Genomic DNA, 22690 nt, shown 5'->3' with positions numbered 1-22690 from the left:
TGCCCGGCCCTGCGGGGCCACCGTCTTCGTGCACCGTCTCCCGGTCCTCGCCTCGTGAGGGCCGGGACGTGTCGTTTCCGGGGTGCTCCCCAGGGTCAGGCCGTGTGCTGCTGCACGCCGACGCGCGTCAGCAGGTCCTCGTACGCCGCGCTGTCGAACTCGCCGGCGGCCGGGGCCAGCACCGTAGCCGTCGACAGGGCGACCGCCCGTATCAGCCGGTCCGGCCAGCTCAGGCCCTCGGCGATGCCGGAGATCAGGCCGGCCACCGCGGAGTCGCCCGCGCCCGTGGGATTGCCCCGCACCGCGGCGGGCGGTACGGCGCGCCAGGCACCGTCCGGGGTGACGGCCAGCATTCCGTCCGGGCCCAGGGACGCGACCACGCTGTGCGCGCCGCGGCGGCGGGCGTCGTGGGCGGCGCGCAGGGGTTCGCGGGCCCCGGTGAGCTGGGCGAGCTCGTCGGCGTTGGGCTTGACGAGGTCGGGGCGGGCGGCGATCCCCCGGCGCAGGGGTTCGCCGCTGGTGTCCAGGAGGACGGGGACCCCGGCGGTGCGGGCGGTGCGGACCAGTTCGGCGTAGGCGCCGACGTGGATGCCGGGCGGGAGGCTGCCGCAGAGGGCGACCGCGTCGGCTCCGGTGAGCAGGTCCTCGTACGTACGCAGGAAGCCGGCCCACTCCTCGGCGGAGACGTGCGGGCCCGGCTCGTTCAGCTGGGTGGTGTCGCCGGTGGCGGCGTCGGCGACGGCGATCGTGCGGCGGGTGTTGCCGGCCACGGTGACGAGTGCGTCGCGCGGCGGGAGCGCGGCGAGCAGGTCGCGCAGGACGGCTCCGGTGGGGCCGCCCGCGAAGCCCGTGACCACGGTGTCGTGGCCCAGCGCGGCGAGCACCCGGGCGACGTTGAGGCCCTTGCCGCCGGGGCGTTCGGTTACTTCGGTGACGCGGTGGCTGGAGTGCGGGACGAGGGCCGGGACGGCGTACGTCACATCGAGCGCGGTGTTGAGCGTGACGGTCAGGATCACCTGCGCCGGATCTCCGATCCCCTGGCGCGCTGGATGGTACGCGCTTTCTCCGTGGCGGTTCCCGCCGCGACGATCATGCCAAAGAGACGGCGGTCGGCCCAGGTGGCCGGGTCGACCGCCGTCTCTTCGTCACGCGCGTACGTCACGCGCCTGGCTCGATGATCCACTCGCCCTTGCGCATGACGCCCTTGAGGACGAAGTCCTCGTCCAGGACCACGAGGTCCGCGTCCTTGCCGGGTTCCAGGGAGCCGACCTTGTCGTACACGCCCAGCAGTTGCGCCGGGTTGGCGGAGATGGACTGGACGACATCACCGACGGGAATCCGGTCGACGGTCACGGACCGGCGGAACGCGGTGTCCAGGGTGAGGGTGGAGCCGGCGATCGAGTCGCCCTCCACCAGGCGGGCGACACCGTCCTTGACATCGACCGCGAGGGGACCGAGCTGGTACCGGCCGTCGCCGAACCCGGCCGCGTCCATCGCGTCCGTGATCAGCGCGACGCGGGCGGCGCCCGCGTGGCGGTAGGCCAGCTCCAGGGCGGCCGGGTGCAGGTGCGTGCCGTCGTTGATCAGCTCGACGGTGACCCGCTCGTCCTCCAACAGGGCCGCGATCGGTCCCGGCGCGCGGTGGCCGAGGCCCGGCATCGCGTTGAAGAGGTGCGTGGCGACGGTGGCGCCCGCGTCGATCGCCTCGACGGTCTGCTCGTAGGTGGCGTCGGTGTGCCCGATCGCCGCGATCACCCCGTGCTCGGCGAGCAGCCGTACGGACTCGATGCCGCCCGGCAGTTCGGTGGCGAGGGTGAACATCTTCGCCGTGCCGCGCGCCGCGTCCATCAGCTTGCGGACCTCGGCCGGGTCCGGGTCGCGCAGCAGGCCCTCGCTGTGGGCGCCCTTGCGGCACGGGGAGATGAACGGGCCCTCGAAGTGGATGCCCGCCAGGTCGCCCTGCTGTACCAGTTCGGAGAGGATGCCGGCCCGATGGGCGAGGAAGTCCATTTCGCCGGTGACGGTGGAGGCCACCAGAGTCGTGGTGCCGTGCGCGCGGTGCGTACGGATGCCGGTCAGTACCTCGTCCACGGTGCCGGAGGTGAAGGACGCGCCGCCCCCGCCGTGGTTGTGCATGTCGACGAAGCCGGGCACGACCCAGTAGCCGGTCAGATCGAGGGTCCGGGCGTCCTCCGTCGCACTGCCCGCGATCCTGTCGCCCTCGACGATCACCCGGCCGTTCTCGACCGTCCCGGTCGGCAGCACCACCCGGGCACCTGCGAGAACTGTGCTGTCTGCGCGTCCGGCCATCAGGCGGATACCTCCGTGGAGAGTAGATCCCAGGCGAGCAGCCCTGCGCCCAGGCATCCGGCGGTGTCCCCGAGGGCCGCCGGAACGATGTCGGGCAGCTTCTGGAACGTGACGCGTTCCTCGACAGCCGCACGCAGTGGTGTGAACAAGGTTTCCCCCGCCTCGGCCAGACCGCCACCGATGATGAGGACGCGGGGGTCGAGCAGGGTGAGCGCGGTGACCAGTCCGGCGGCGAGCGCGTCGACGGCGTCCTGCCACACGCGCACGGCGGCCGGGTCGCCGGATTCGACGGCCTTCGCGCAGTCCGCGGCGTCAGCGGCGGGGTCTCCGCAGGCCGCGGCCCAGGCGCGGGTCACCGCGGAGGCGGAGGCCAGGGTCTCCAGGCAGCCGCGCTGGCCGCAGCCGCAGTCGGGGCCGTCGGGCCGTACGACGATGTGCCCGATCTCGCCCGCGTAGCCGTGGGCGCCCTCCTCGATGGAGCCCGCTATGCCGATGGCGCCTGCGATCCCGGTGCCCAGCGGCACGAAGAGGAAGCGGTCGGCGCCCTTGCCCGCGCCGATCCGGCCCTCGGCGAGGCCGCCGGTCCTGACGTCGTGGCCGAGCGCGACGGGTACGCCGCCCAGGCGCTCGCCGAGCAGGGCGCGCAGGGGGACGTCACGCCAGCCGAGGTTGGAGGCGTACACGGCGATGCCGTTCTCGGTGTCGACGATGCCGGGCACGGCGACTCCGGCGGCGACCGCGCTGGTATCGAAGTGCTCCTCGCCGTACGCGCGCAGTTCGGCGGCGAAGGCGAGGATCGTCTCCACGACGGCCTCGGGACCGCGCTCCCGGCCGGTGGCGCGCCGTGCCGCGTACAGGAGGGTGCCGTCGGCCCCGACCAGTGCAGCCTTCATACCTGTGCCGCCCACATCGAGCGCGATGACATGTCTCACGGGAGACAGTTTCGCCCGTCGGCACGAAAAGGTCTAGTCCACTATCGCGGTTTGTTGAGGCTCCATACAAAACCGGACCCCTGTCATACGTTGCCGAAGCGAGACTGCTGTGGTGTAGACCTCCTACGTGAACGTGGGGGAAAATCACCCTTTCGGCAGGGGTCACGTGAGCGAAGTATTCGATGAGGATGGGCGAGGCCGTGCAGCGGCGCTTTTTGGGTGTGACGGCGGCGGTGGCCGCGCTTGGTCTGACGGCGACGTTGTCGGGGTGCGGCGGCGGCGGTGATTCCGGTGACGTCACCCTGAAGTTCGTGGCGGCCGATTACGGCACCGGCGCGGCGAACACGTCCGAGACCTACTGGAACAACCTCGCCCGGAGCTTCGAGGCCGCCCATCCCGGCATCAAGGTCGACGTCCACGTCTACGCGTGGAAGGACGTCGACCGCGAGGTCTCCGAGATGGTGGAGCAGAACAAGGCCCCGGACATCGCCCAGATCGGCGCGTACGCCGACTACGCGAAGAAGGACAAGCTCTACACGGTCGACGAGATGCTCGCCATCCGCACGCAGGCCAACTTCCTGCCCTCGCTGAGCGACGCCGGCAAGGTCAACGGCGAGCAGTTCGGACTGCCGTTCATCGCGAGCACCCGCCTGCTCTTCTACAACAAGAAGCTCTTCGGCGACGCGGGCCTCGACGCGCCCAGGACCTGGGACGACATCCAGAGCGGCGCCGCCCGGCTCAAGGAGCGTGGCGTCCGCTACCCCTTCGCCCTGCCCCTCGGGCCGGAGGAGTCCCAGGCCGAGACCATGATGTGGCTGCTCAGCGGCGGGGGCGGCTACACGGACGACGTCGGCTCGTACGACATCGACTCCCCGCAGAACATCGCCACGCTCACCTGGCTGAGGGACAACCTCGTCGGCAAGGGGCTCACCGGGCCCGTCGCGCCGGGCAAGCTCGACCGTGCCAAGGCGTTCGACGCGTTCACCCGGGGGCAGGTCGGGATGCTCAACGGGCACCCGACGCTGATGGCGGACGCCGAGAAGGAGGGGATAGACGTCGGCATGGTGCCGCTGCCCGGCGTCGACGGGCCGACCAGGGGTTCCATGGGCGTCGCCGACTGGATGATGGGCTTCAAGCAGAACAAGCACCGTGCGGAGATCGGGAAGTTCTTCGACTTCGCGTACAACGACGAGAACGTGCTCGCGTTCGCGGACGAGTACGACATGCTGCCCGTCACGGACAGCGCCTCGGCGGAGATGGAGACGGACGCCCGGCACAAGCCGCTGCGGGAGTTCCTGGCCGCGCTGCCGAACTCGCAGTTCTACCCCTTCGCCAAGACGTCCTGGGCGCAGGCGAGCGAGGCGATCAAGGCGAGCATCGGCACGGCGGTGGAGCCGGGCGGCAACCCGTCGGCCGTGCTCGCCGAGATAGCGAAGAAGGCGACGCAGGCCGAGCAGGCGGAGTAGCCGTTGATACGTGGGGTGGCGCGGTTGTCCGTGCGGCCGATCAGGACCGACACGTCCGTTCCTTCCCGCACCAGCTCAGGCCGGCGCCTCACCGGGAGGGTGAGCCGACAGGGGCGGGCGTCGCCGGTCATGAGCGAAGTAAGCGGCCAGGCTAGGCGTACGGACCTTTCAGTTCCTGACGTGCTTGCTGTCCAGCGTCGATCCGGCGTCCAGCTGTCTCGGGATTGCTGAGAGCGATCGCACCGCCATACCCGCCCAGTGTTCGTCGGCCGCCGCGCACAGCGCACGGGCAGCCTCGTTGAGGCGGACGACGGACGGCGGGTCGGAGGGGCCCAGCAGGTGCAGCTTGAGCTCGCTGCGTGCCTCGGCGTAGACGTCCTTCTCGGGGTGGCGCACGGACTCCAGGAGGGCCGGTATGCCGGAGGCGTCCGGCGCGAGGACGGCGCCTGCCCGGACAGTCGGAAAGGTGTCGCGGAAGTCCTGCTCAGGAAGGCCGCTGGTGTTGGCGACGGCGTAGGGCTTCTCGCTCGCCAGATAGTCGGAGATGACGCTGGATACATCACTGACCAGCAGGTCGGCCACGTTGAAGCAGGCGTAGACGGTCGGCTGCGCCCCGACGACGACTCGGTGCTCCCATGCGGGGAACGAAGCCCAGTACGCGGCCTCCCAGGCGGTGGTCGCGGTGGCCACGGCCGCCGCCCGACCGGGTTCGGGGACCGTCTGGAGCAGCATCCGCTCCGCGACGTCCGCGCTCGCCCGGAACGAGGACGTGGTCAGTCGGACGAGTTCGGCGGTCCGGTAGGCCAGTTCCGCCGCTGCGGAGGGCGCGGGCCTCTCATCGGGGTGTGCAGCGGCACGCAGGGCGTTCGCGGCGGGGATCATCTCCTGGATCCGGGCGTTCGCGGCTCCCGCCCGGGGATCGACCGAGCCGGTCAGCGGGTGCGGCTTGTACAGGAGCCGGACCCCGGGATCAGCCAGGAGGGAGCGGACGATGTTCTCACCGGCCTCGATGATCGAGGTGTTGCCCGGGTTGCCGTCCCACCCTTCCCAGGTGGGGGCGTAGAGCACCGTGGTGTACGGGCCCGCGGGCGCACCGGTGTACGGCTCGATCGCGTCCAGTTGCGGGCGTCCGATCTCGGTGACGTCCCTGTCGTCGATACCCACGTCCGCCAGGGCGTACCGCTGGCGCCCCGCGGGACCGGCCACCCACACGTTGTCGTACGCCTTCGCGTACGGATTGCAGCTGGACAGCTTGTCGCTCTCGCCGTGGTTGACGAACGCGTGCTTGATGGTGGGGATCCGTAGCACCTGCGAGGTCTTCCCCGAGTTCGACGGGTGGATCAGCATCTTCAGTGTCGAGTGCTCCAGCCTCATCAGGTCGGCGACCTTCGGCAGACACACGATCGGGATGTCGGTCGACGCGATCTTCCTCACCATGAAGCGCTCACGCAGCACGATCAGCGGACGACCCTCCAGCTGGGCCAGCGGCCCCAGCCACATGTTCGCCTGATAGGCCGAGCTCGCGGCGCCGGAGAAGTACATGCCCACCGTCGGCTGGTACTCCGCGAGCCAGGCCTCGAACCACTCCAGCGCCTGCTCGCTCGTCACCGGCCGGCGCCCCGGCAGCAACCGCAGCAGCAGCATGCCGATGGCTACCACCGCGACGGCAGCGGACAGGGCGATTCCCGCGGCGGCCCACCGGGCCGAACCGGTCGCCGCGGTGGTCAGCAGCCCGGCCGTCGAGGGCAGACCGAACATGAGGAGCCGCTGCCCGGAGCTACGCATCAGCAGCGCCGGGGGAGCGGGGCTCAGCAGCAGTGGCGAGGCGTCGATGTTCCGGGACACCACGGGCAGGGTGCGGGTGCGGTGTACGAGGATCGCAAGCGCCCGGCATGCGGAATGCAGGGCGTAGAAGAGCAGCAGACCGCAGACGAGACCCAGGTATTTCGTCTCGTGGTCCTGTCCCACGATGTGGATCAGGCCGGCCACCAGCAGAAGGTCCCGGACGGCTTGGCGCACGAGTACGGTCGCGTGCAGCTTCCCGAGGGCAGTGGCCGTGTTGCGCTGCCACCGGTGCAGGGCGATGTCCGTCGCCAGCCCGACAACGGTCGAGGCCATGAGCAGGGGAACGCTGGCGAGGAGGGCACCTACTGCCTGCACGGCGAATGACAGGGCGAGCACCGTCGGTAGGAAGAAGCGTGCCGCTGCGGTGCGAATCCAGGCGGGCAAGGGTGGTACTGACACTTCACGGCTCCAGGCAACTCAACATCCTCGCGCACGGCCCAGCTGACTGGCGCGATCAGATGACCGCAGGCCGGAAGCCGACACTTACAGATGTTCTCTCTTCAAGAAGACGGTCGGACTTTACCTGCTGGGCGGCAGTAATTTACCTGCCGTGCATGCCCCGCCTCGTCGTTTCACGGCGACGTCCGGTTGGTCTTGCGTCCGTGGTGTCGTGTTGATCCCTGTCCGGGGACGGTTTCGGTCAGGGGAGCGCGTCGGCTGTCGTACGAGGATCCGTTCGAAGGCGAGGATGGCCGCCGTGGCCCAGGGCCAGGTGCCGGGGAGTTTCAGCTCGCGCGAGGGCAGCAGGCCGATCCCGGATGCCTTCTGATCGCGGACCTTGGGCTCGACCCGGGCGCGTCTGCGGTGCCGGCCATCGAGATGGGCGATCCGCCCGCGTTGGTGGTCGGTCGCGAAGGTCTGGTGACGCGCCTCCTGCTTGCACAGCGGCACGAACCCCGGCCGGGTCAGCGCCGCCGACAGTTCCCAGGTCAGGCCCGTGCGCTCCGCCGGCAGCCGCAGATGCGCCCCGCCCACATGCCCGACCTGTCCCTTCCCGGCCCCCCGACATCGCCAGACCGCGTGCCCACTTGCCACCCTGCACGTGAAAGGTGCCCCCACCCGCTCATGATCCAGTCCTCAGTAAGCCGGATCGTCGCAGGCCGCGGGGCACCTTTTGCATGCAGTGCCAGAACGTCACAGTTCATGGAGGTCCGGAGCCGCGAAGCGGCGGAGTCCCGGTGCGTACCCATTCTGACCGTTCGATCGTTACGAACAGACCTGATAACTTGTGAGAGGTGAAGACCGAGCTGGTGAAGCGGGCGTTCAAGAACCGCTTCGCCCCCACGAACGAGCAGGCAGCGGAGCTGTCGCGCACGTTCGGGTGTGTGCGCAAGGTCTACAACCTGGCGTCGGAAGCCCGGACAGTGGCGTGGTTCCAGCGTCAGCAGACGCTGTGGCATCTGCAAGGGGCGTTCTCGAACTTCTTCGAGGGCCGAGCGAAGTATCCCCGGTTCAAGTCGAAGAAGAAGACTCGCCGTTCCGCCGAGTACACCAGGTCGGCGTTCAGTTACCGTGTGTGCTCCGCATGCGGCACCGTCCGAGAGAAACTGCCGTTGAACGTCCGCGCGTGGACGTGCGACTGCGGCACCACGCATGACCGCGATGTGAACGCGGCACGCAACATTCTGTCCGCCGGACTGGCGGTTACAGCCTGTGGAGCGGGTGTAAGACCTCAACGGGAGTCCTTCCGGACGGGGCAACCTGCTGAGAAGCAGGAAACCCTCACTGCGAAGTGGGGAATCCCCCTCGTTCACGAGGGGGAGGAAGTCACATGACCGACGCCTCCCCGCTCTCCGACCGGGACCGAGCTCTGCTCTCCCTGGAGCGGCGCTCCTGGCCGGGGCCGGGGGCGAAGGAACGGGCGATCCGCGAAGAGCTCGGGATGTCGCCGGTCCGCTACTACCAGCTGCTGAACGCGCTGATCGACGACGTACGGGCGCTGGCGGAGGACCCGGTCACGGTGAACCGCCTGCGAGCGGTGCGCGCGGCCCGCCGGAACCGTCGCTGACGGGTCGGCTGTCGCGGGGCTTCGACCCGGTCCTCGACCCCCGACTCTCAAACGCCGGGCGGGCCGGGGGTGTCGCGGCAGCGGTCATGTCAAGCCTGCCCGGCATTCGAGGACCAGGGGTTGCGGGCCGGGCCCCGGGAACAGGCGCGTCGCTATAGGGTCGGACCATGGGCAGTCACCCCGATCACCTGCCGACCCCGACCACCCTGGTCGGCCGAGAAGGCCTCGCGGCCATTCTCGCCCGGCCCGACCGAGCCGTGGTCGCGCTCGATTTCGACGGCACGCTAGCCGATATCGTCCCCGACCCGGAACAGGCCCGCGCCCACCCCGGCGCCGTCCCCGCGCTCGCCGCGCTCGCGCCACGCGTCGCGTCCGTCGCCGTGATCACCGGCCGCCCGGCCGACGTCGCCGTGCGGTACGGCGGCTTCGCGGGCGTGCCCGGACTCGATCACCTCGTCGTCCTCGGCCATTACGGCGCCGAACGCTGGGACGCCGTCTCCGGCACCGTGCACGCCCCCGCCCCGCACCCCGGCATCGCCGCCGTGCGCGCCGAACTGCCCGGCCTGCTCCACGAGCTGGACACCAGGCACGGCAGTTGGGTGGAGGAGAAAGGGCAGGCCGTCGCCGTGCACACCCGCCGGGCCGACGACCCGCAGGCCCTCTTCGACGCGCTGCGCGAGCCCCTCGGACGGCTCGCGGCCGAACACGGGCTGATCGTCGAACCCGGCCGCCTGGTACTGGAACTGCGCCCGCCCGGCATGGACAAGGGCGTCGCACTCGCCGAGTACGTACGCGAGACGGACGCCGAGTCCGTGCTGTACGCCGGTGACGACCTCGGTGACCTCGCCGCCTACGCCGCCGTGGAGACGCTCCGCACCGAGGGCCCTGACGGCGTCCCGGGCCTGCTGGTCTGCAGCGGCAGCGCGGAGGTGCCCGAACTGGCCGAGCGGGCCGACCTGTTGCTGCCGGGGCCCGCCGACGTCGTCGCGTTCCTGTCAGCCCTCGCGCAGCGCCTCTAGCTGGTCGAGGAACCACTGCTGCGGCGGCAGCGCCGTCGCCGCGGCGGCCAGGGCCTTCGTGCGGTCGGCCCGCTCGTCGTGCGGCATCGACAGCGCCTGGTGCAGGGCCTCCGCCGTGGCCGACACGTCGTACGGGTTCACCACGATCGAGGCGTCGCCCAGTTCCTCGTACGCCCCCGCCTCCCGCGACAGCACCAGGACGCAGCCGTCGTCGGAGACCACGGGGACCTCCTTGGCGACCAGGTTCATGCCGTCACGGATCGGGTTGACCAGGGCCACGTCGGCGAGTCGGTACGCCGCCAGGGAGCGGGCGAAGTCGTCCTTCACGTGCAGGATCACCGGGGTCCAGTCAGGCGTCCCGTACTGCGCGTTGATCTCCTGGGCCAGCGTCCGGACCGCCGCCGTGTACTCCTGGTACACCGCGAGGTCCTGCCGCGAGGGGTAGGCGAACGCGATGTGGGCGACCCGCTCGCGCCACTCCGGATGCTCCTCAAGCAGGGCCCGGTACGCGAGGAGTCCGCGCACGATGTTCTTCGAGAGCTCCATGCGGTCCACGCGTACGATCGTCCGGCGGTCCGGGCCCACCTCTTCCCGCAGGGCCGCCATCCGCTCGTCCACGTCCGCCTCGTGCGAGCGGCGGCGCAGGAAGTCCGCGTCCGCCCCCAGCCCGTGCACCCCGATCCGGGTGCGGCCGGTGCCGCCGAGGATCTCCGTACAGCAGCCGATGAACGCGTCGGCCCAGCGCCGGGTGAGGAACGCCGCGCGGTCGGCGCCGAGAATGCCCCGCAGCAGCTGCTCGCCGATGTCGTCGGGCAGCAGGCGGAAGTAGTCGACGGGCGCCCACGGGGTGTGCGAGAAGTGTCCGATCCGCAGATCGGCGCGGAGCTCGCGGAGCATCCCCGGCACCAGTGCCAGGTGGTAGTCCTGCACCAGGACCGCCGCCCCCTCGCCCGCCTCCTCGGCGAGCGCCTCGGCGAAGGCGCGGTTGTACGCCTCGTACGCGGCCCACTGCCGGCGGAACTCCGCGTCGAACGCGGGCTCCAGCGGTGTCTGGTACAGCATGTGGTGCACGAACCAGAGCACCGAGTTCGCGATGCCGTTGTACGCGTCGGCGTGGAGATCCGCGTCGATGTCGAGCATCCGTACGCCCTCTTCGGCGACGCCCTGCCTGACCGCCTCGCGGTCGCCGTCGCTCAGGGCCGCGCACACCCACAGTTTGTCGTCGACCGCGCTGAGGCCGGAGACCAGTCCGCCTCCGCCCCGTTTCGATGTGAGTGAGCCGTCCTCGCCCTGTGTGTACGACACGGGGCCGCGGTTGGACGCGACGAGAACCTGGGCAGCGTGCTCGGAGACCATGTACCGGAACCTAGCCCGTTCCGGAAGCCCCCAAACGTGAGTACGGCCTCCGGCCGGACGGGCCCGTGCTCCGGGCCCTCAGCCGTGGTCGCGTCCACGCCCCCGCCCGCGCGTCGCCGCGCGGGCGACCGCCCCGGCCCCGGTCAGGGCGAACCCGAGGCCGCCGAGGAGCCACAGCCGCTCGCTGGTGCCGCCGGTATCGGCGAGGACGGGCAGGACAGCGGCGTACCCGGGCAGCCGGCGCACGGCGACCCTCAGTCGAGGAAAAGCCATAAAAGTGAAATATAGGGGACTTTTATGACTGAACCGATTACGCCGCGCGACGCACCAGGTACTCCTCGACGTCCCGCATCGGAGGCCGCTCCTCCGTATCGACCGCAGAGGTGCACGGCACGAAGCCGTTCTCGCCCCGCTCGAACTGCGTGAGCACCGGCCGCACCAGGTGGCCCCGGGAGAGCCGCAGCTGCGCGGTGCGGTAGATCGTCGCCGCCATCCTGCCCAGCGCCTGACTGTCCTGGTTGCGGTGTTTGCGTATGCCGACGTCGACCTGCGCCAGGGCGTCCAGTCCCACCAGGTGCAGCGAGTCGATGAGCAGGCCCAGCTCCACTCCGTAGCCGACGGGGAAGGGCAGCTGCTCCAGCAGGGAGCGCCGTACGGCGTACTCGCCGCCGAGCGGCTGGACGAAGCCGGCCAGCTGCGGCCAGTGCAGATTGAGCAGGGGCCGTGCGACCAGTTCAGTGACACGACCGCCCTGACCGGCGGTGTTTCCCAGCGGTCGGTCGTACATCGCCTTCACGAACTGGACCGAGGGGTCGGTGAGGAGCGGGCCGACGGTCCCGGAGACGAAGTCCGCCGAGAAGTCCTTCAGGTCGGCGTCGATGAAGCAGACGATCTCGCCGCTCGTGACCAGCAGTGACCGCCACAGGACCTCGCCCTTGCCGGGGAGGGTGGGTATTCGGGGCAGGATCGCGTCCCGGTGGACCACCCGGGCTCCCGCCTCCGTGGCGACCCGCCCGGTCGCGTCCGTCGATCCGGAGTCGATGACGACCAGCTCGTCGATCAGCGGCACGCGCTCCATGAGCTCGCGCCGGATCGTCGTCACGATGGCGCCGACCGTCGCCTCCTCGTTGAGGGCGGGCAGGACGACGCTGATGCTGCCGCGGTGGGGGTCCCGGGACCTGGCGGCCGCGAGGCGATCCAGCGGACGATCGGCGGCCGACCAGGAACGCCTGGTCAGCCAACGCTCCACCTCTTCGATCACGTCGAATCTCCCTGCGTGTGATCCATCTCGCGGTTCGGACGACTGGTTCAACCGTCCGAGGCTTCGGTTACAGTCTTGAACAACGCGGACGACCCTCGCATCTCGGGGTCCGCCCGCGAACAAACGCCTGGATCACTGATCCAGTGCCATAGCGCTCATCCAGAGGGACTGAGGGAACGGCCCGTTGAAGTCCCGGCAACCCCCCCATCGACCGCGAGGTCACGGTGGGGAAGGTGCCAAATCCGTCTTGTGGCGAAATTCGCCATGAGGAAGATGAGGAGAAAGGGCCTCCGCCAGCATGGCTGTGCAGACTGAAACGACGAACACCCCCTCCACTGTGGATCTCGGTCCCGCCGCGGCGCTTTCCTGTCGTGAGTGCGGCGAGCGTTTCGAGCTCGGCCCCCTGTTCGCCTGCGCGTCCTGTTTCGGGCCGCTCGAGGTGGCGTACGACCTGCCGAGCGGCTCTCCCGACGAGCTGAAGAAGCGCATCGAGGCCGGACCCGACAACATCTGGCGCTACGCGCCGCTGCTGCCGGTCCCCGCCGATGTCGCGGACAAGCCCAACCTCAACCCCGGCTTCACCAAGCTGGTCAAGGCCGACAACCTCGCCCGTGAACTGGGCGTCACCGGCGGCCTGTTCGTCAAGGACGACTCCGGGAACCCGACGCACTCCTTCAAGGACCGGGTCGTCGCGATCGCCGTCGAGGCCGCCCGTGCCTTCGGTTTCACCACGCTCTCCTGCTCCTCCACCGGCAACCTCGCCGGCGCCGTGGGTGCCGCCGCCGCCCGTGCCGGTCTCCGCTCGTGCGTGTTCATCCCGCACGACCTGGAGCAGGGCAAGGTCGTCATGGCCGCGGTGTACGGCGGTGACCTGGTCGGCATCGAGGGCAACTACGACGACGTCAACCGCTTCTGCTCCGAGCTCATCGGCGACCCGCTCGGCGAGGGCTGGGGCTTCGTCAACGTCAATCTGCGTCCGTACTACGGCGAGGGCTCCAAGACCCTCGCGTACGAGATCTGCGAGCAGCTCGGCTGGCGGCTGCCCGACCAGCTCGTGATCCCGATCGCCTCGGGCTCGCAGCTCACGAAGATCGACAAGGGGCTCCAGGAGCTCATCAAGCTCGGCCTGGTCGAGGACAGGCCGTACAAGATCTTCGGCGCCCAGGCCGAGGGCTGCTCCCCGGTGTCGGTGGCCTTCAAGGCCGGTCACGACGTCGTGCGCCCCCAGAAGCCGAACACGATCGCCAAGTCCCTCGCCATCGGGAACCCGGCCGACGGCCCGTACGTCCTGGACATCGCCCGCCGTACCGGTGGCGCGGTGGAGGACGTGAACGACGAGCAGATCGTCGAGGCGATCAAGCTGCTCGCGCAGACCGAGGGCATCTTCGCGGAGACCGCGGGCGGCGTGACGGTCGGCGTGACGAAGAAGCTGATCGAGGCGGGTCTGCTCGACCCGGCGCTGACCACGGTCGTCCTGAACACGGGAGACGGTCTCAAGACGCTCGACGCGGTGGCCGCGACCTCGCAGGCGACCGCGACGATCCGGCCGAGCCTGGACGCGTTCCGCGCGGCCGGCCTCGCCACCAGCTGATCACCCGAGACCGAAGGAAGGCACCCACCATGAGCGTCAAGGTCCGCATCCCCACCATCCTCCGCACCTACACGGGCGGCCAGGCCGAGGTTCCGGCCGAGGGGAAGGTCCTCTCCGAGGTGATCGACTCCCTGGAGAAGAACCACCCGGGCATCGCCGCCCGCGTCCTGGACGACCAGGGCAAGCTGCGCCGCTTCGTGAACGTGTACGTCAACGACGACGACGTGCGCTTCGAGGGTGGCCTGGACGCGGCCACCCCGGACGGTGCAGGCGTCTCGATCATCCCGGCCGTCGCCGGAGGCTGACCGCCGGGCCGGCGCCGTACGCCGGCATTCACAGCGTCACCCCCAGTTGCCCCCTCCGTGAGAGAAACGGAGGGGGCAATTCTGGATGGTTAGACGCGGTAGAGTTGGGAAGTCCCCTCCGCTGCCCGTGCCACGCGACATATGAGAATGCGCCTGGTCGCGATAAGAAGCAGCCAAAGTGTGCGACCCCTTTGAGCCATAAGTCACCTTTGTCAGGCCCGACTTGCCCAGGAATCTCATAAGTTCCCCACAAAGGGGCGATCGGTCGCGCCCAGAATTCTCGTCCGACTGACCTGTTGCAGAGGGCAGTTGGGCAGATACATTCGGCCGCGGTCGACGCGTTCCGGCGCACACACCCTCTCCTGTCGGAGGGTGAGTTCTGACCCGGGCCCGCGAAGTGCGGTCCTGTGCAAGGGCCAGAAATAGGGGAGTTGGACATGGCTCAGGGCACCGTCAAGTGGTTCAACGCGGAGAAGGGGTACGGCTTCATCGCGGTCGACGGTGGTGCGGATGTTTTCGTCCACTACAGCGCGATCCAGATGGACGGGTACCGCACCCTCGAAGAGGGTCAGCGAGTTGAATTCGAAATCTCGCAGGGCCAGAAGGGGCCGCAGGCAGACATGGTCAAGCTCGCCGTCGGCTGAGTTCGGCGCAGTCGGCCAACGACACCACTCACGCGCGTAGGGCCCGTACCCCCAGGGGTGCGGGCCCTCCGTGCGTGCCGGGGTGTCTGGCCCCTCGGGGCGTCCGGGGACGCAGGGCGAGCCCCTCCGCGCGCCCCCCTGCGGCCCGTTTGTTTGTCCACATCCCGAGGGGGACGCTTGCACTCGCAGGGGTCGAGTGCTAATCATTGGCGTTAGCACTCTCCAGGTGAGAGTGACAGAAACTTGGACCGGGCCGGTGAGGCTCGGAGGCTGTGCGGGGCAAGGAACCGCACAGCCGCCGGCCGTCCGTCGCGGGCGCCTCTCGGTCCGGAGAAATCCACCCCTGTCCGGGAGGACCACTTCACATGGCCAAGATCATCGCGTTCGATGAGGAGGCACGGCGCGGTCTCGAGCGCGGGATGAACCAGCTCGCCGACGCCGTCAAGGTCACCCTCGGCCCCAAGGGCCGTAACGTCGTCCTCGAGAAGAAGTGGGGCGCGCCCACGATCACCAACGATGGTGTTTCCATCGCCAAGGAGATCGAGCTCGAGGACCCGTACGAGAAGATCGGTGCGGAGCTGGTCAAGGAGGTCGCCAAGAAGACGGACGACGTCGCCGGCGACGGTACGACCACCGCCACCGTTCTCGCTCAGGCTCTCGTCCGCGAGGGTCTGCGCAACGTCGCCGCGGGTGCCAACCCGATGGCTCTGAAGCGTGGCATCGAGAAGGCCGTCGAGGCCGTCTCCGCCGCTCTTCTGGAGCAGGCGAAGGACGTGGAGACCAAGGAGCAGATCGCTTCGACCGCCTCCATCTCCGCTGCTGACACCGAGATCGGCGCCAAGATCGCCGAGGCTATGGACAAGGTCGGCAAGGAAGGCGTCATCACCGTCGAGGAGTCCCAGACCTTCGGTCTGGAGCTGGAACTCACCGAGGGTATGCGCTTCGACAAGGGCTACATCTCGGCGTACTTCGCGACCGACATGGAGCGTATGGAGACGTCGTTCGACGACCCGTACGTCCTCATCGTCAACTCCAAGATCAGCAACGTGAAGGACCTCCTTCCGCTGCTCGAGAAGGTCATGCAGTCGGGTAAGCCGCTGCTGATCATCGCGGAGGACGTCGAGGGCGAGGCCCTGTCGACCCTGGTCGTCAACAAGATCCGTGGCACCTTCAAGTCCGTCGCCGTCAAGGCTCCGGGCTTCGGTGACCGCCGCAAGGCCATGCTCGGCGACATCGCCATCCTCACCGGTGGCACCGTCATCTCCGAGGAGGTCGGTCTCAAGCTGGAGAACGCCGGCCTGGACCTGCTCGGCCGTGCCCGCAAGGTCGTCATCACCAAGGACGAGACCACGATCGTCGACGGTTCGGGCGAGAGCGACCAGGTTCAGGGTCGCGTCAAGCAGATCCGTGCCGAGATCGAGAACTCCGACTCGGACTACGACCGCGAGAAGCTCCAGGAGCGCCTCGCGAAGCTGGCCGGCGGCGTGGCCGTCATCAAGGCCGGTGCCGCGACCGAGGTCGAGCTCAAGGAGCGCAAGCACCGCATCGAGGACGCGGTGCGCAACGCCAAGGCCGCTGTCGAGGAGGGCATCGTCGCCGGTGGTGGCGTGGCTCTGCTCCAGGCCACGGCCGTCTTCGAGAAGCTCGACCTGACCGGTGACGAGGCCACGGGCGCCAACGCCGTGAAGCTCGCGCTGGAGGCCCCGCTCAAGCAGATCGCCGTCAACGGTGGTCTTGAGGGTGGAGTCGTCGTCGAGAAGGTGCGCAACCTGCCGATCGGTCACGGCCTCAACGCCGCGACCGGTGAGTACGTCGACATGATCGCCGAGGGCATCATCGACCCGGCGAAGGTCACGCGCTCCGCTCTGCAGAACGCCGCGTCCATCGCCGCGCTCTTCCTCACCACCGAGGCCGTCATCGCCGACAAGCCCGAGAAGGCCGGCGCGGCTGCCCCGGGCGGCATGCCGGGCGGCGACATGGACTTCTGATCCCTCCCGGATCAGTAGTGCGGTCGCAGTCGTAGGTGTAGTTGAACGTTGCAGGCCCCGGCCCCTGGGATTCGTCCCAGGGGCCGGGGTCGTTTCAGTTCGCTCTCGGGCGTGCGGTGAGGAGCAGGGGGACCGTCAGGACCGGGAGGAACCAGACCAGGACGATGAGGCGCTGACCGGCCAGCATGTCGAGGTTGGGGTGCCCCGCCTGGTTGAGTACGCCGCCCATGGCCGTGACGGCGGCGATCAGGCCGAGGTACGTGGGGTGCCGGAGCGTGGCACAGGCGGCCAGGGCCAGGGTGATCAGGAGTAAGGGATCCTTCAGCTGATGGTCCGCCCAGGCCGCCCAGAAGGTGCCCTCGGCCGAGAGGAAACCGGGCCAGGGATCGGGTACGTCCGGACGCTGGTAATGGTGGGTCAGCAGGTCCTGGGCGCTGTCGTGTCCGGACGGCCAGCCCAGTGCGTACGTGGTCAGCTGCATGGCGACCGCCAGGCCGCCGCAGAGGAGGAAGAGGCCGAACGCCGGCTGGGGCGAGCGGTCGCGGCTCTTGCGGTACGCGGCGAGTCCGGCGAAGCCCACCGCGAGGGCGACGGCCAGCAGGAGTGCCTGGGAGTAGCGCGCCAGGAAGGCGACGAGCAGGCCGGCGACGACGAGCACGGTCCCGGCCGTGCGGCGGTCCCGGTACTTCCCCTGATCCCCGTTCAGGACCAGCGTGCAGCCCAGTGCCACCGCCGCAGTACAGGCCAGCGTGAGCCCGTCTGCCATGGGGAGCATCGCGACCGCGCCCGTGGGCAGCGTCAGGTAGAGGATCTGCCCGCACAGCGCGGCCACCCGGTTGGCACCGGCGGCCCGCAGCGTGGCCAGGACGAAGAGGCTCCCGGCGAGGGCGACGGCCACCCCGGCCAGCCAGACGCCCAGCACCAGGCCGAACACGGAGATGAACGGCACGAGCAGCAGGGGATATCCGGGGCGCGCCTCATAGATCGACATGAACCGGGAGTTGAAGAACGGGCCGGTCATGCCAGAGGTGTTCCCGTGCCGCGTCCAGTAGGCGGTCGAGGCCGTCAGCTCGCGCACGCAGGCCCGTACGCGAGGGCTGTCGGCCTCGTCGGCGCACGTGTAGTCGATCGCCTGAGCGGTGGCCGATGCGCGGCTCTCGCCGCTCAGCCGGAGGGCGTAGGAGAGGTAGTTCTTGGAATCGGGGGAATCCCGCCCGGTCAGTGACGTCAGCTGGAACCCGACGAACGTGGCCATGACGAGCACCGCGCAGAGGATTCCGGCACGGGACCTGGTGATGCGTCGGCGCATGGGCGTCCTCTGGAAGGGAGCATTCGTCGACACGGCCAACGACGGAACCCAAGTCAGGTTTTGGCCGGGCGTACGCGCCCGCCGCCTGACGATGCGCTGTCGGCGTGCATGGATGTTGTTCCGCCTGCTCAGAGGTGTTGAGGCCGCCCATTCGGGCTAGCGTGCCGCGCTGTGCGGCGCCGCCGATCCTAGGGTCGGACCGAAGGCCATCCGGCCAAGGAGGCTCAACATGAACGGTCGTACCGCTGTGGCGGGGATAGCACTCGCTGTATCTTCCGTCGTCCCTCTCTCCGGTGTCGCGTACGCGCAGGATGTCGACTGCCGGGACTTCGTCTTCCAGGAAGACGCGCAGGCCGAGTTCAACAGAGACCCGAGCGATCCGAACCGCCTCGACGAGGATCGCGGCGCGGATGACGGCATCGCCTGCGAGTGGCTGCCCCGGCGGGGCGGCGCGACGGTCTCCGGGACGATCAGCCCCGATGCCACGTCCCGGCCGGAGAGCCTCATCACCACGCCTCAGCCGGTGAGTCCCACCGCCACCCCCACCCCCACCCCCACCGCCACCGCCACCGCCACCGCCACGGCCACCGCCACGGCCAGTGCCCGGACGGTGAGCCCCACCACGATGCCGACGGGTGGCGCCGGGGGCGGGCTCGGTGGCGCGTCGGGACCGACCGGCCGCGAGTCCGCCATCGGCCTGACCCTGGCGGTCGGCGCATCAGCCGGCGCCATCGGCTACGCGGTCGTCCGACGCCGGCGCCGTGCCTGACGGTTCGTGAGGTCCCTGAGGTACGAGCGGCCTCACCGCCTGACGGACGGCCGTTCGGGGCGGGGGACCAGGGCCGCTCGTACCTGACTCATGCGGTCGCGCACGTGCCCCGCCTGTACGGCGCCGGGTGGGCCGAAGCGGGTGTCCGGTTCGGTGCCCCGGCAGGGGGCGCAGCGACCGCCGAGGAGGGCCTCCGGGGTGCCCGGGGCGCGGCACTCGCTGCACTCCAGGGTGCGCAGGACGGTGCGGTGGACCGGAACGACCCGTTCGGGGGGCAACTTGTCCCGCAGCCGCCTGCGGACGAGGGATGCGGCGTGGTGGACCGGGGTGGGAAGTCCCGCGGTCAGGGCGTGGAGGAGCTCCGCTTCGGTGGCTCCCCGCTCGAACCACTCGCTGACCTGCGGTTCCAGGCTCACGCAGTCGGCCGAGGAGAGGGTGAGCGTGGGGGCGGCCCGGCCGAGCGAGGCCAGCAGGATGAACGCCCTCGACCGGGTGGGCCGTTGCTGTTCCCTCGGTACGTCGCCCTGGGCGAACGCCGCCCACCAGGCGTCGTCACGTGCGGTCCGGGAGAAGAACGTCCGCGTCACCCAGAGCAGGACCTGCTCGGTGGCGACGCACTCGCTGCCCCGGCGCAGATGCCCGGCTTCCTGGAGCCGGTTGAGCGTGGTCCGTACGGCGCACTGTCCGTACGGGAGCGCCTTGGCCAGGGCCTTCACGGAGATGTCGGAGCCGTCGGGGAGCCGGTCGATGAAGGCGGCGATGGCGGCGTCACGGGGGACGAGGTGCGCGAAGTCGCGCTCGGAGCGCGGTCGTTCGTACGGTGCGGAGCGCTTGCCGTAACCCGGGTTGGCCATCGGGTGCGGGGCTGCGGGCGGAGCCGCGGGCGGGGATACGTGCGGGGTGCAAGGGGCAGCACTAAGCTGGGCGTCAGCCATGAGGACGTTTCCGTTTCCGTTTCTCGTGGTCAGACCCCTGTTCGGTGTTCCAGCACCGGCGGGGGTCGTTTTGTTGTCTCTGACGCACGCTAGAGCGCGATGACCATGCGTGGCAAGTCGGTCACGAAAAGTCAACTCTCCAGGCAGGGTGGGTGGGTGGGACAACTGACCCTCCACCCCATCCTTGCTAAGAGCGCTCGGAACTCGGCCCTTGAGCTCCGGGCGGATTCCGGTGGAGCGCGATCAGCTGGGCCAGGTGATGGCCCCGCGACCTCCAGTGGCCGGGCGTTCCGCGAGGCCTGGGCCGCGAGTTCGGCGCCCTCCAGTGGGCTGATCACCGTGGCGGCGAGGTCGTCCGCCTTGTCGTCGGGAATGCCCGCGGCGCGCAGCTTCTCGAAGGCGATGGACTGCCGGCGGGTGAATGACCACGTATGATGCCGGACTTCACGCCGCCCGTCAGTATCCGGCCGTGAAGCGGGTGCGGTGGTGCTTGGGGTGCTCGGCCTCGTCCAGGAGCGCCACCGCGAGGTCCTCCATGGAGAGGGCCGAGTTGCCCTCGGCGTCGACCAGGAGTTCGTCGGTGCCGAGCCGGAAGGTGCCGGTGCGGTTGCCCGGTTCGAGGACGGCGGACGGGCTCAGGTAGGCCCAGTCGACCTCGGTCGTGGCCGTGCGGACGGCGTCGTACTGGGCGTTGGAGGCCAGGGCGATGTGTCGCCAGGCGTCGGGGACGTAGGCCGGGTCGTCGCTCGCGAGGACGCCTCGGGTGCCCGGCACCGTGAGACTGCCCGCGCCGCCGACCACGATCAGACGGGTATCGGTGCCGGCCAGGCCGGACAGCAACGCCCTGCCGACGGCGGCGTGCTCGTCCTCGTGGCCGGGGGCGGGGCGGGTGGCGCCGACCACGAGGTCCTGGCCGGTGCTCAACTCGGCGACGTGCGCGGGGTTTCCGGCGTTTCCGGTGCGGTGGGTGGCGGCGGGGTGCAGTGCGGGGAAGCGGGCGGCGTCGCGGACCACTGCGGTGACCTCGTGGCCCCGGGCGAGGGCCTCGGTGACGACACGGCTGCCTACGTTTCCGGCTGCTCCGAAGACGGTGATGCGCATGGGAGGGCTCCTTGGGTGCGTGGGGTTCGGGGGCGTGTTCAGGCCGCTGATGTGGTGCGTCGCCTGGCTGCCGGACGGAGGTTCTGGCCGAGTGCGACGCTGCCGATCACCAGGGCCAGGCCGACGATCTGCCAGGCGGTGAGGGTCTGCCCCAGGAAGAGGAGGCCGGCGAGCGTGGCGACGACCGGGTTCGTCAGGCCGAGGAAGGAGACGGAGGAGGCAGGGAGGCGCTCGATGCCGTGGAACCAGAGGGCGTACGCCACCGCTGTGCCGATCGCGCCGAGGTAGACGTACCCGGCGACGTTCGCCCCGGTGAAGTGGTCGGGCAGGCCTTCTGCGGTGAGGGCGACGGGCGCCAGCACCAGACCACCGACGGTCAGCTGCCAGCCGGTGAAGCCGAGCAGCGAGACGCCTTCGGGGCGGCCCCATCGCTTGCTCAGGACGACGGCGAGGGCCATCAGTACGGTGGCCGCCAGCATGGCCACGAGACCTGCGGGATCGACCTCGGCGTTCCCGCGCAGGACGAGCAGTCCGACGCCCGCGACTCCGACGAGCCCGGCGGTCAGCGTGCGGCGCGTGGGCCGGATCTTGAGCACTCCGGCCCCGAGGCCGGCCACCAGTAGCGGGGTGACCGCGCTGACCGTGGAGGCCACGCCGCCGGGCAGGTGGTACGCGCCGAAGAACAGCAGCGGGAAGAACGCGCCGAAGTTGAGCATCCCGAGCACAGTGGCCTTCCACCACCAGTCGCCGCGCGGCAGGCGCCGGGTGAGGGCGAGCAGGATGAGCCCGGCGGGCAGCGCGCGCAGGGCGGCGGCGAGCAAGGGGCGGTCGGCCGGGAGGAGCTCGGTGGTCGTGACGTAGGTGGTGCCCCAGGTCGCGGGCCCGATGGCGGCGAGTGCGGCGATGCCGATGGCGGCCTTGGTGGAGGCGCGGGGGGCCGGCGCTGTGGGCGTGGTCGGTGTCGGTGTAGTGCGGGCGGACTTGTTGGTGGTGGCCGGCTCGGTGGTGGTGACGGACATGGTGCTCCCCCTCGGCTTCTCCTCAACGCTGTTATTCTCAACGTTGAGATAAATATGAGCCACGCGGTCTGCGAACGTCAAGTATCTGAACGTTGAGAGACCTGGCTCGGGCGAGGGAGGAGCGCGGGAATGAGCGAGCGCGAGGCGGGGCGGCAGCCGGAAGCGGAAGCGGATGCCGACGCCATCGACGAACTGCGCGCCCAGTGGCGCCGTGAGCGCCCGGACATGGGCCTGGCGGGACTGGACGCGATGGCCCTGGTGGGCCGTATCAAGCGGGCCGATCACCTGTTGAGCAAGGGCATGAAACCGGTCTTCGCCGAGCACGGTCTGGAGTTCGCCGAGTTCGACGTACTCGCCACGCTGCGCCGGGTCGGCGCCCCGCACGAGCTCACCGCGGGCGGTCTCCTGAAGTCCGCGATGGTGACCTCGGGCGCGATCACCAACCGTCTCGACAAGCTGGAGCGCAAGGGACTGATCGAGCGCCACCCGGACCCCGCCGACCGCCGGGCCATCCGCGTCCGCCTGACCGAAGAGGGTCTGGCCCTGGTCGACCGGGCCGTGGTCGACCACGTGGCGAACGAGGAGCGGATGCTGGCGGGCCTGACGGCCGAGGAGCGCCGGGCGCTCGACGGGGCACTGCGGCGGTTGCTGAGGTCACTGGGAGACACGCACCTGGGCTGAGCGCCGGCCGGACTCACGGGTGGGCGGGGCGAGCGTCCAGGTCCGGGACGGGACGCCGCAGCGGGCGGGCCGAGTGTCCGGGCCGGGGACGGGATGCCGCAGCGGGGCGGGCCGGTCCTTACCTGCGGGGTAATCGACCCCGGTGCGCCGC

General features: G+C 70.0%; 24 protein-coding genes and 1 riboswitch. Of the genes, 10 read left to right on the top strand and 14 right to left on the bottom strand.

What is annotated here, in order from left to right; translation table 11 throughout:
• Positions 1-95: 95 nt before the first annotated feature.
• From F0344_RS15365 to F0344_RS15350, 4 genes are read right to left on the bottom strand one after another with little or no spacing between them, the layout of a single operon-like run.
• Positions 96-1016, bottom strand: coding sequence for a 1-phosphofructokinase family hexose kinase (locus F0344_RS15365; protein WP_185299336.1), 921 nt, complete (start codon positions 1014-1016; stop codon positions 96-98).
• The gene (locus F0344_RS15360) at positions 1013-1162 is read right to left on the bottom strand and encodes a hypothetical protein (RefSeq protein WP_185299335.1); all 150 of its coding nucleotides are present in this window, start codon (positions 1160-1162) and stop codon (positions 1013-1015) included. The genes F0344_RS15365 and F0344_RS15360 overlap by 4 nt, the downstream gene beginning before the upstream one ends.
• Positions 1159-2310, bottom strand: coding sequence for an N-acetylglucosamine-6-phosphate deacetylase (gene nagA / locus F0344_RS15355; protein ID WP_185299334.1), 1152 nt, complete (start codon positions 2308-2310; stop codon positions 1159-1161). Before nagA ends, F0344_RS15360 begins: the two co-directional genes overlap by 4 nt.
• Entirely contained in the window at positions 2310-3203 is an 894-nt protein-coding gene (locus tag F0344_RS15350) for an ROK family protein (RefSeq protein ID WP_258050264.1), read from the bottom strand. The genes nagA and F0344_RS15350 overlap by 1 nt, the downstream gene beginning before the upstream one ends.
• Before the next feature lie 227 nt (positions 3204-3430).
• Here F0344_RS15350 and F0344_RS15345 point away from each other — a divergent pair, with 227 nt between their 5' ends.
• A complete protein-coding gene (locus F0344_RS15345) occupies positions 3431-4708 on the top strand; it encodes an ABC transporter substrate-binding protein (RefSeq protein WP_185299332.1) in 1278 nt (425 codons plus the stop codon).
• Between the two features lie 168 nt (positions 4709-4876).
• Here F0344_RS15345 and F0344_RS15340 read toward each other — a convergent pair whose 3' ends face one another.
• On the bottom strand, positions 4877-6937 hold the full coding sequence (locus tag F0344_RS15340) for a hypothetical protein (protein ID WP_185299331.1): 2061 nt from the start codon (positions 6935-6937) through the stop codon (positions 4877-4879).
• A gap of 135 nt (positions 6938-7072) precedes the next feature.
• Entirely contained in the window at positions 7073-7528 is a 456-nt protein-coding gene (locus F0344_RS15335) for a hypothetical protein (RefSeq protein WP_185299330.1), read from the bottom strand.
• A 260-nt stretch (positions 7529-7788) separates the two neighbouring features.
• Here F0344_RS15335 and F0344_RS15330 point away from each other — a divergent pair, with 260 nt between their 5' ends.
• The 3 genes from F0344_RS15330 (at position 7789) to otsB (ending at position 9580) form a co-directional block, all read left to right on the top strand.
• On the top strand, positions 7789-8328 hold the full coding sequence (locus F0344_RS15330; protein WP_185299329.1) for a helix-turn-helix domain-containing protein: 540 nt from the start codon (positions 7789-7791) through the stop codon (positions 8326-8328).
• Positions 8325-8561: a DUF3263 domain-containing protein gene (locus tag F0344_RS15325; protein ID WP_185299328.1), complete on the top strand. Its 237-nt coding sequence runs from the start codon at positions 8325-8327 to the stop codon at positions 8559-8561. The genes F0344_RS15330 and F0344_RS15325 overlap by 4 nt, the downstream gene beginning before the upstream one ends.
• A gap of 167 nt (positions 8562-8728) precedes the next feature.
• A complete protein-coding gene (otsB, locus tag F0344_RS15320; protein ID WP_185299327.1) occupies positions 8729-9580 on the top strand; it encodes a trehalose-phosphatase in 852 nt (283 codons plus the stop codon).
• Here the strand turns inward: otsB and F0344_RS15315 are convergent.
• From F0344_RS15315 to F0344_RS15305, 3 genes are all read right to left on the bottom strand, one after another.
• Complete coding sequence (locus F0344_RS15315; RefSeq protein WP_185299326.1) at positions 9557-10936, bottom strand: alpha,alpha-trehalose-phosphate synthase (UDP-forming); 1380 nt, start codon at positions 10934-10936, stop codon at positions 9557-9559. The genes otsB and F0344_RS15315 overlap by 24 nt on opposite strands.
• A gap of 78 nt (positions 10937-11014) precedes the next feature.
• The gene (locus F0344_RS15310; RefSeq protein ID WP_185299325.1) at positions 11015-11209 is read right to left on the bottom strand and encodes a hypothetical protein; all 195 of its coding nucleotides are present in this window, start codon (positions 11207-11209) and stop codon (positions 11015-11017) included.
• 37 nt (positions 11210-11246) lie between these two features.
• On the bottom strand, positions 11247-12197 hold the full coding sequence (locus F0344_RS15305; RefSeq protein ID WP_185299324.1) for a glucosyl-3-phosphoglycerate synthase: 951 nt from the start codon (positions 12195-12197) through the stop codon (positions 11247-11249).
• Between the two features lie 152 nt (positions 12198-12349).
• Positions 12350-12477, top strand: a riboswitch (SAM riboswitch).
• Positions 12478-12495: 18 nt separating this feature from the next.
• On the opposite strand from F0344_RS15305, the gene thrC reads away from it, so the two are divergent.
• The 4 genes from thrC to groL all read left to right on the top strand — a co-directional run bounded on the left by thrC (position 12496) and on the right by groL (position 16725).
• Positions 12496-13788, top strand: a complete 1293-nt coding sequence (gene thrC / locus F0344_RS15300) for a threonine synthase (protein ID WP_185299323.1) — start codon at positions 12496-12498, stop codon at positions 13786-13788.
• A gap of 29 nt (positions 13789-13817) precedes the next feature.
• Positions 13818-14093 (top strand): MoaD/ThiS family protein, encoded by a 276-nt coding sequence (locus tag F0344_RS15295; RefSeq protein ID WP_185299322.1) that lies wholly within the window; start codon positions 13818-13820, stop codon positions 14091-14093.
• A gap of 437 nt (positions 14094-14530) precedes the next feature.
• Entirely contained in the window at positions 14531-14737 is a 207-nt protein-coding gene (locus F0344_RS15290; RefSeq protein ID WP_003967346.1) for a cold-shock protein, read from the top strand.
• 365 nt (positions 14738-15102) lie between these two features.
• Positions 15103-16725 carry a chaperonin GroEL gene (groL, locus tag F0344_RS15285; RefSeq protein ID WP_185299321.1) on the top strand — a complete coding sequence of 541 codons (1623 nt, stop codon included), beginning with the start codon at positions 15103-15105 and terminating at the stop codon, positions 16723-16725.
• A gap of 94 nt (positions 16726-16819) precedes the next feature.
• Here the strand turns inward: groL and F0344_RS15280 are convergent, their stop codons facing one another.
• Positions 16820-18034, bottom strand: coding sequence for a hypothetical protein (locus tag F0344_RS15280; protein ID WP_185299320.1), 1215 nt, complete (start codon positions 18032-18034; stop codon positions 16820-16822).
• A gap of 229 nt (positions 18035-18263) precedes the next feature.
• Here F0344_RS15280 and F0344_RS15275 point away from each other — a divergent pair, with 229 nt between their 5' ends.
• Positions 18264-18803: an excalibur calcium-binding protein gene (locus tag F0344_RS15275; protein ID WP_185299319.1), complete on the top strand. Its 540-nt coding sequence runs from the start codon at positions 18264-18266 to the stop codon at positions 18801-18803.
• Between the two features lie 32 nt (positions 18804-18835).
• Here the strand turns inward: F0344_RS15275 and F0344_RS15270 are convergent, their stop codons facing one another.
• The 4 genes from F0344_RS15270 to F0344_RS15260 form a co-directional block, all read right to left on the bottom strand.
• Complete coding sequence (locus F0344_RS15270; RefSeq protein WP_185299318.1) at positions 18836-19657, bottom strand: hypothetical protein; 822 nt, start codon at positions 19655-19657, stop codon at positions 18836-18838.
• Between the two features lie 212 nt (positions 19658-19869).
• Positions 19870-20112: an LmrA/YxaF family transcription factor gene (locus F0344_RS36810; RefSeq protein ID WP_374940152.1), complete on the bottom strand. Its 243-nt coding sequence runs from the start codon at positions 20110-20112 to the stop codon at positions 19870-19872.
• Positions 20113-20194: 82 nt separating this feature from the next.
• A complete protein-coding gene (locus F0344_RS15265; protein WP_185299317.1) occupies positions 20195-20839 on the bottom strand; it encodes an NAD(P)-dependent oxidoreductase in 645 nt (214 codons plus the stop codon).
• A 38-nt stretch (positions 20840-20877) separates the two neighbouring features.
• On the bottom strand, positions 20878-21858 hold the full coding sequence (locus F0344_RS15260) for an EamA family transporter (RefSeq protein ID WP_185299316.1): 981 nt from the start codon (positions 21856-21858) through the stop codon (positions 20878-20880).
• A 129-nt stretch (positions 21859-21987) separates the two neighbouring features.
• Between F0344_RS15260 and F0344_RS15255 the strand changes: the two genes are divergently transcribed.
• Positions 21988-22539: a MarR family winged helix-turn-helix transcriptional regulator gene (locus F0344_RS15255; protein ID WP_185299315.1), complete on the top strand. Its 552-nt coding sequence runs from the start codon at positions 21988-21990 to the stop codon at positions 22537-22539.
• The last annotated feature ends 151 nt before the right edge of the window (positions 22540-22690 follow it).

The organism is Streptomyces finlayi (assembly GCF_014216315.1).
In the GTDB taxonomy this organism is placed as follows: Bacteria; Actinomycetota; Actinomycetes; order Streptomycetales; family Streptomycetaceae; genus Streptomyces; species Streptomyces finlayi_A.
Note: the sequence above shows the minus strand (reverse complement) of the source record. Positions and strands in the feature narration are given on the sequence as shown.